We start from the raw sequence: 6,648 nt of genomic DNA on the forward strand, positions 1-6,648 counted from the left end.
GTTCAGCGCAGCGAGTTGCCACTGAACCCGCCACTGAACCCGCCACTGAACCTGCCGCTGAACATCGTGCGGGGTTGGTTGTCTTCGGCTGCTACCATCCCAGTCAGCAGAACACGTTCACCGGACGGGTCACCGCCGAGATGATCGACTCTGTGCTTGACAACGCGGCGGGCGTAAGTGGTGCGGTTGGTGATAAATAGCTGAACCGCGGTCGACGTACGCGCCATCGGGTTGATCTCCGCGTGTTGCACGTCACGTGAGTCCGTCGCTCACCGGCGGCGTATCCGCGGGCATAGTCGCGTGGTGGCGAGTACCTTTTTTGTATGAGCTTTGGACAACCTCCGCACATCCTTGTTGTGGGTGGCGGTTACGTCGGTATGTACACGGCTTTGCGTCTTCAGCGTCGCCTTCGCCAGGGCGAGGCGACCGTGACGGTGGTCGAGCCCAACTCGTACATGACATATCAGCCGTTTCTTCCCGAAGCGGCGGCAGGAAACCTCGAGCCACGTCACGTCGTCGTACCGCTACGTAGGGTGCTGAATGGTTGCAGGGTGGTCAGTGGCAGCGTGACCGGGATCAACCATGCCCAGCGAGTCGCCCATATTGCACCGAATCAGGGCGCGCCGCATGAACTCCGCTATGACGTTCTGGTCGGCTGTCCCGGATCGGTCGCCCGGACGCTGCCCATCCCGGGTCTTGCGGAGCTGGGTATCGGTTTCAAGAGCGTGGCCGAGGCGATCCACATCCGGAACAAGGTCATCGAGCGAATGGATGCCGCGGCGTCCAGCACCGATCCACAGTTGCGGCGCCGTGCGCTGACGTTTGTATTCATCGGTGGCGGATTTGCGGGTATCGAAGCGATCGCCGAGCTTGAGGATATGGCCCGGGACGCCTGCAAGTTCTATCCCGAGTTGTCGCCGTCGGACATGCGCTGGGTGATGGTCGAGGCGAGTGGGCGGGTGCTGCCCGAGGTTTCGCCGGCGATGGGTCTGTACACGCTGAAGCAGCTCGAGCACCGCGGTATCGAGATGAAAATCAATACCCGGGTGAAAAGCCTTGTCGACGGTCATGTCGTGCTCGACAGCGGTGAGGAGTTCGACGCCGAGACCATTATCTGGACCGCCGGGGTCAAGGCCCACCCGCTACTCGCCAACACCGATCTCCCGCTCGACGACCGGGGCCGGATCAAGGCGACGGCGTTCCTCCAGGTCGACGGCGTCGAGCAGGCGTGGACAGCGGGTGACTGCGCTGCAGTGCCCGACCTTACCAAGGGTGAGGGTTCGACCACTGGACCTTCTGCGCAGCACGCCGTTCGCCAGGCCAAGGTGCTGGCGGACAACATTCTCGCCGATCTCCGCGGTGAGCCGATCGCGCCGTACGAACACAAGTACGCCGGAAGCGTGGCCTCCCTCGGGCTGCACAAGGGTGTGGCCGACGTGTACGGGATGAAGTTGCGTGGCTGGCCCGCGTGGTTGATGCACCGTACGTACCACCTCAGCCGGGTGCCGACCTTCAACCGCAAGGCGCGAGTGCTCGCGGACTGGACGCTGTCGCTGTTCTTCCGGCGGGAGATCGTCTCGCTGGGAGCCTTCGCCGACCCCAGGGCGAGCTTCCGTGAGGCTGCAAGCCCGCCGGCCACTCCGACGCCGGCGGCGCAGGTGTCGGCTGCTCCGGAGCCTGTGCTTTCCGGGAAGCCGGCAGGGCGGGCGGAGACGAACGCTTCCTCCGGGCCCGCTCGCAAGTCGCCTGCGCCCGCCAGGACTGTGGGGCCGGCCAAGGCCTCCGGGGGAACATCGGTGGCGTGACTGAGAGCGACCGAGGGTAGGATCGTCGCGGTTCGCGACTCCCGGACGCACCTCGCTTCATCCTTTCCGTGCGTCACCACTCGCACCGCCACCACCCGCACCGTCGCTTCGCGGCGGCACGGATCCTCAGTCGCGGCGGCGCGGGTTCCCGGTGGCGGTGGCGCGGGTTCCCGGTCGCGACGTACGGGTACTCCGGCTCACCCGGCCGGCGCCCACATACCTCCGGCGCCTGTCTGCTGCCACCTCGTGATCCGCTCATCCGGACACCGCCGACTGATCGAATGTTCTGTCTTCAGGTGTTTTTACCCCGGAGACAAACCGTACAGATCAATTTGTAGCGATTTAACACTAGATGCCCGCTGTAGGTCACTACAGCGGGCATTTCCATGAGCGGGTGCCCTGCACGGTTGGAGCTCCCAGCGGCCACCGTCCACCGGAGAAACGGTGCTGTGGCGACCGTGGACACTGCATGGCCCGGATACCGGCCACGGGGCGTCGTCGGTATCCGATGACCGTCCGTTCGAGTGTCCGACCGGTTCCTGGGTGGCTGACCGGCCGCCGCCTGCCTGAGAGCGGCGCGTGCGCGAGGTGCGGTCCCCAGGCGCCCCGACTGTATTGCCATCTGGTCATACCGTGATCAATCGCCTACCTTAAGTAGACGAGTCGGGCGTGAGTGTCACAACGAGTTGCGGATCGGGATGGTACGGTCACTTCTCACACTTTCTTCATGTTGTCTCTTTCACAAATCCTACGTAGCGTGGTAGAAACATCTCCGATGTAGCCGAGCCGGTGTATCCCAACAGGCAGAGGAGGCTGTCCTAAAAACAGCTTGAGTGTCGGTTCGACTCCGACCACCGGCACATTCAGGTGCGTTCTGTGGTTGCCGGCCGGATCATTCCGGCCGGCAGTTCACCATGCCATCAGACTATTCGTCTGAATGCCTCCCCGTCATTGACGGGTGACCCTTTCTCGTGCTGGTTGCCGTCCCGACACCGGCAGTGCCGTCCACGAGTTCTGCGATCATGCCGGCGAGAGCTCTGGGCGATCTTGTGGGTGCTCCGGTGCCGTCGGGTGACCGTTTGCAGGACTCCGGGCACAGTCTCCGCGTGGGGCGTTCTACTCTGTATTCCGGACGGGTTCGCTGATCGTGTTCGCTGATCGGATTGGTGTGCGGCGCGATCGACCGGGCTCGACAGCAGCTGCGATCTGCACGCCCGGCTGGATGCGGGTGGCGGAAGGAGTCGTGTCCTGATGGCCGAGATGCGCTCGTCGAATCCGGTGTTCAGCCGGCGTGGATTCACCGGCTGGTCGGCGCCGCCTTCGGGGTACGGCCCCGGAGGCTATGCGCCGCCGGGCGCGGGAGCCCCGCCCACCCCGACACCGGAACATCTCGCCGGGCTGTACAGGGCGCCCAGCGGGTTGACCATTGACGACGTCGTCGTCCACACCCTGGGCCTGTTCGCGGTGATGGCCGTTACCGGGGCGGCCGGCTGGGTGATCGCGCCGACCGCCCCCGCGGTCGGGTTCGCGGCGATGCTCGCCGCGTTCGCGCTGTGCCTGGTGATCTCCTTCGGCCGGCGGTTGCGGCCCGCGCTGATCGTTCTCTTCGCCGCGCTCGAGGGTTTGTTCGTGGGCGCGGTTTCCCGGTTCTACGAGGACGCCTTCCACGGGATCGTGCTCCAGGCATTGCTCGGGACCGCCCTGGTCTTCGTGGCCATGCTCGTGGCCTACCGCAGCGGTCGGCTCCGCGCGACCGGTCGGATGGTCCGGATCGTCTACGGATCGCTGCTGGGTGTGATCATGCTTGGCCTGACCGACCTGGTGATCAGGGCGGTGTCGGGCAGCCATCTGCCGATCATCAATGACGCCTCCCCGCTCGGCATCCTGTTCAGCATCGCCGTGCTCGTGGTCGCGAGCCTGCAGTTCATCCTTGACTTCGACTACATCGAGCGGGCGATCGCCGCTGGCGCTCCCCGTGAGGAGGCGTGGCGGGCCGGGTTCGGACTGCTCGTCGGCTTCGTCTGGACGTACCTGGAGATGCTCAGGCTGCTGTCGAAGCTTCGGGGCTGACTCCTCGGGTGTGCCGGCTTGGGGTGCTTGAGGTAGCCCGTAGAGGTTTCGCGGCAGGCCGCGGGGATGGGGCCGGTGGCGTTCCACCGGCCCACCGCCACCTGTGGTGACGATCGGCTGGTCAGCCGGAGCGGTCGGGACCGGCGTGCTCGATCTCGATGCTGATCACGCAGCGCTGGTCGCGGACCATGGCGGCGCGATAGTCGTCCCAGTCCGGGTGTTCACCCGACAGCGTGCGGTAGTAGTCGACGAGGGCCTCCATGGCTTCCGGCAGCGAGATGATCCGCGCGCGGCCGCTCACCTGAATCCACGGCCCGAAGAAGCTGTCGGGAAAGACGCACAAACTGGCCCGCGGGTCGCGGTACAGGTTGCGAACCTTGTACGCGGTTTCCCTGCTGCTGATGACGAGTCTGCCGCCGGTGTCGACGCCGACGGTGACCGGTGACATCTGCGGGGTACCGTCCTGCCGGAACGTCGCAAGGACGGCCTGGTGGTTGTCCCGGACGTAGGCCCGAGCCGCTTCGATGTCCATTGGCTGATTCTCGCCCAACCGGCCCGGTGGTACCGCGCCGGATAGCACACCTGTCGCTCGTCCAGAGCGCCAAAGACAGCGCGATCATGTTTTTCGCGCTGTCGGAGGCCCTTGTCCCCGGGTTGCGCCGAGGGGGAGGACGACCGGGATCGGTCCGTGGGTCACGGCATATGGGGACCGGTGTCGGGCCGGTCGGGCGAGGGGGTTGTTGTGTCAGGTCCGGATGGCGCGCCTGCGCAGATCCGCTTCGTGGACCACAGCCGCCGCATAGCAGTGGGGAAGCCCGTGCTCATCCCGTAGCCAGTTGACGCGTTCGGAGAAGCGAAGGAGACCAGGCCCTCGGTCCAGGCATCCCAGCCAGTGGCCGACGTCGTGTCCGGTGATTCTAGGAATTCGTTCGATAAGGCTGTGGTGGGTCTCTTCGGAGCGTTGTTGCGACATTGGCGCCTCCAGTACGCACTGGTCAACCAGTCATGGAAGGAGCGTGCACCACCAGTCGGACAACGGCAAGACCCGCCACGGCTGTCATGGGGTAGCCTTTATGGATGGCCGAAGCGGGTCCCCTGACGATTCGGGATCTGATCAATTCGGACGTGGCTGTTCGGGATGCGCCCATTGCGGAGCTGGTCGGTGAGGTACGACGGCTGCACGACCGGATCCACGGGTGGTCACCGGCTTCCTGGCGGGAGCCCTGTACCACCTCCACCTCCGGGTCCGGCGCCAGCTCGTCCGGATCCGGATCCGGGTCCGCCGTCGGCACTCGCGCCGACCGGGTACGTGCTCTTGCCGTCGAACTCGCTGACCTGGGGCGCGAGGCAGGATCCGGGGTCCCCGCGGGGGTCGGTCCACCGCACCTGGCCGACCACGCTCTCGCGGATCAGATCGTCGTGCTGGCGACGGACGTCATCGAAGCGTTGGTCGCGGACGCTGCCGGTGATACCACTGTGAGTGGTTCGTCCCGTCGAAATGATCTCGCGGCGCGGGCTCGGGCGGCCATGCACACGGCTCGCATGGATCTGGAGACTCCCCGGCCGCGACACCGTGGGGGAGGTTCTTGAGGGCGGCCGGCGCCGGTGACCGGGCGTCCCGGACGGATATCTCACGGATCCGTGGAAGCGCGCCGAAAGGTGGGTTTTTCAGGAGGGTATGTGCCAATCGGCGTTGACAGCCTTTATGAGGATGTTGGCGGCGATTCGGGCCCCGTCGAGTGTCAGGTGGACACCGTCCCTGGTGCGGGCCAGCACGGTCCGCCCGTGATCGTCGGTGAGGTAACTGCTGTATTCTCCGTTTTTCGACAGCCGATCATCGATATTCACGAAACGAGCGCCCGGAACCTCCCGGACGGCATCCGCGGTTATCTCGCCGAGCTGGCGGAAATAGTCGTTGAGGGTGGGTTCGCGAGTTGGTGGCAGGCTTATCCAGTATACTCGCCGTCTGCCGCCGTCGGACCAGATCCGCAGGATGGCGACGGCCCGCCGCCGGTACTCCGCACGCCATTCGGGTGATCCGGTCCGCAGCACACTCCCATCCGGCATCGTGATTGCCTGCCCGTCGTTGCCGCCGAGGGCGACCACGATCGCCTCCGGATCGCGGTTTGCGATCTGTTCGCGAGCGTGCCCGGCCCAGTCGAAGAAGTCCGGACGCACCAGGCCGGTGCCGGACCGGGTGTCGGTATCGGCGTGGATCGTCCCTGCGGACGCACTGGCGAGCATCGGCCCCAGCCCGTCGGAAAGGGAGTCCCCGGTCACCAGGAGGCGAAGTGGTTCGGCGGCGCTGGGAACGCGCAGCCGAGGTGTTGTCGTGCCGGAGCTGCCTGTTCCGCCCGGCTGCGGGGTCCCCGCGCCGGTAACGGTGCGGGGAGGCAGGGCCGTCCGATCATCGGCCGACAGTTGGGACGAACCGCCTGCGCCCACCTCGTGCCCGAACGCCGCTGCCAGCGTCCGGGTGACCCCGTCTAGGCCGGTTACGCTGGTGATCCGGTCGAGTGGACGCCCTACGGCGAGCACAAGGCTGCGTGTTGCCCCGGGTGACATGCCCTCCCCGGCGTGCACCATGCGCGAGGCATCGAACACGAGGAGCATGCCGAGACCGGTGGCGACGAGCCTCGTGGCGCGTCCGGCGTGCACAGCGCTTCCTGGACCGCAGCCCGGGGCGTGGCGGTGCTGTTGCCGGCTGCGTCTCCCGCAGACGGACTGGGGTTCGACCATGGTCGTTCCGGTCGTTCCGGTCGTTCCGGTCGTT

The 6,648-nt window shown here is 66.1% G+C and carries 6 protein-coding genes, 1 tRNA gene and 1 pseudogene; 5 read left to right on the forward strand and 3 right to left on the reverse strand.

What is annotated here, in order from left to right; translation table 11 throughout:
- The 4 genes and pseudogenes from DD1DGNOD_RS27725 to DD1DGNOD_RS04295 all read left to right on the forward strand — a co-directional run.
- A pseudogene (locus tag DD1DGNOD_RS27725) lies at positions 1–200 on the forward strand (uracil-DNA glycosylase); the annotation flags it as partial.
- A gap of 123 nt (positions 201–323) precedes the next feature.
- A complete protein-coding gene (locus DD1DGNOD_RS04285) occupies positions 324–1,805 on the forward strand; it encodes an NAD(P)/FAD-dependent oxidoreductase (protein ID WP_131765316.1) in 1,482 nt (493 codons plus the stop codon).
- Between the two features lie 785 nt (positions 1,806–2,590).
- Positions 2,591–2,665: transfer RNA gene (locus tag DD1DGNOD_RS04290), tRNA-Leu, on the forward strand.
- Between the two features lie 391 nt (positions 2,666–3,056).
- Positions 3,057–3,875: a Bax inhibitor-1/YccA family protein gene (locus DD1DGNOD_RS04295; RefSeq protein WP_131765317.1), complete on the forward strand. Its 819-nt coding sequence runs from the start codon at positions 3,057–3,059 to the stop codon at positions 3,873–3,875.
- Positions 3,876–3,996: 121 nt separating this feature from the next.
- Here the strand turns inward: DD1DGNOD_RS04295 and DD1DGNOD_RS04300 are convergent, their stop codons facing one another.
- Positions 3,997–4,407 carry a PPOX class F420-dependent oxidoreductase gene (locus tag DD1DGNOD_RS04300; protein WP_131765318.1) on the reverse strand — a complete coding sequence of 137 codons (411 nt, stop codon included), beginning with the start codon at positions 4,405–4,407 and terminating at the stop codon, positions 3,997–3,999.
- Between the two features lie 213 nt (positions 4,408–4,620).
- Positions 4,621–4,848 (reverse strand): DUF4287 domain-containing protein, encoded by a 228-nt coding sequence (locus DD1DGNOD_RS04305; protein WP_013872262.1) that lies wholly within the window; start codon positions 4,846–4,848, stop codon positions 4,621–4,623.
- 104 nt (positions 4,849–4,952) lie between these two features.
- Here DD1DGNOD_RS04305 and DD1DGNOD_RS27730 point away from each other — a divergent pair, with 104 nt between their 5' ends.
- Positions 4,953–5,465, forward strand: a complete 513-nt coding sequence (locus DD1DGNOD_RS27730; RefSeq protein WP_206442937.1) for a hypothetical protein — start codon at positions 4,953–4,955, stop codon at positions 5,463–5,465.
- A gap of 78 nt (positions 5,466–5,543) precedes the next feature.
- On the opposite strand, the gene DD1DGNOD_RS04315 is transcribed toward DD1DGNOD_RS27730, so the two are convergent.
- Positions 5,544–6,533 (reverse strand): SGNH/GDSL hydrolase family protein, encoded by a 990-nt coding sequence (locus DD1DGNOD_RS04315; protein ID WP_241251217.1) that lies wholly within the window; start codon positions 6,531–6,533, stop codon positions 5,544–5,546.
- Positions 6,534–6,648 lie beyond the last annotated feature (115 nt).

This window comes from Candidatus Protofrankia californiensis, assembly GCF_900634765.1.
In the GTDB taxonomy this organism is placed as follows: domain Bacteria; phylum Actinomycetota; class Actinomycetes; order Frankiales; family Frankiaceae; genus Protofrankia; species Protofrankia californiensis.